Annotated in this window: 1 protein-coding gene; it reads right to left on the bottom strand. The window is 69.8% G+C overall.

Annotated elements, in window-relative coordinates:
• On the bottom strand, nucleotides 1–556 hold a 556-nt coding region (locus tag G3T14_RS25620), incomplete at both ends, for a head maturation protease, ClpP-related (RefSeq protein WP_163645063.1).

Below are 556 nucleotides of genomic sequence, written 5' to 3'. Positions count from 1 at the left end.
GTGGGCTCGGGGCCCATCTCGTCGCCCTCGTCATGCGCGTCGATCTCGATGGTGGTGCCTTCGGGCGCGTCGGCCGCGGCGGCACGGGTCAGCACCCGGTCGGCGTAGCCGGCGGTCACCGCCTCGTCGGGCGACATCCAGAGCTCGCCCCGCATGTCGGCGCGGGCCTCGTCCACCGTGCGACCGGAGCGATCGGCGTAGATGCCGGCCATTGCGGTACCGAGCGCGTTGAGCGCCTTGATCTGCAGTTCGTGCTCGGCGACCGTCCCGAAGGTGAAGCCGGACGGATCGTGGATCATCATGATGGCGCCCATGGCCATGACGATCTCGTCGCCGGCCATAGCGATCACTGAGGCCGCCGAGGCGGCGATCCCCTCGACGATGATGGTTTTCCGACCGCTGTGGGCGGCAAGCGCGGCATGGATCGCCGCTCCCTCGGTGGCGATGCCGCCGCCGCTATTCAGGCGGACCGTGACGTCCTGCCCGCGCCCGACCTGGGCCAGTGCGAGGATGACGTCGGCCGCGTCGAAGCTGTCGTCCCAATAGAGATCGCCGA

The sequence above is a fragment of the Methylobacterium sp. BTF04 genome (genome assembly GCF_010692745.1).
Taxonomy (GTDB): Bacteria; Pseudomonadota; Alphaproteobacteria; order Rhizobiales; family Beijerinckiaceae; genus Methylobacterium.
The sequence above is the reverse complement of the archived record's forward strand: the minus strand, read 5'-3'. Positions and strand labels throughout refer to the sequence as shown.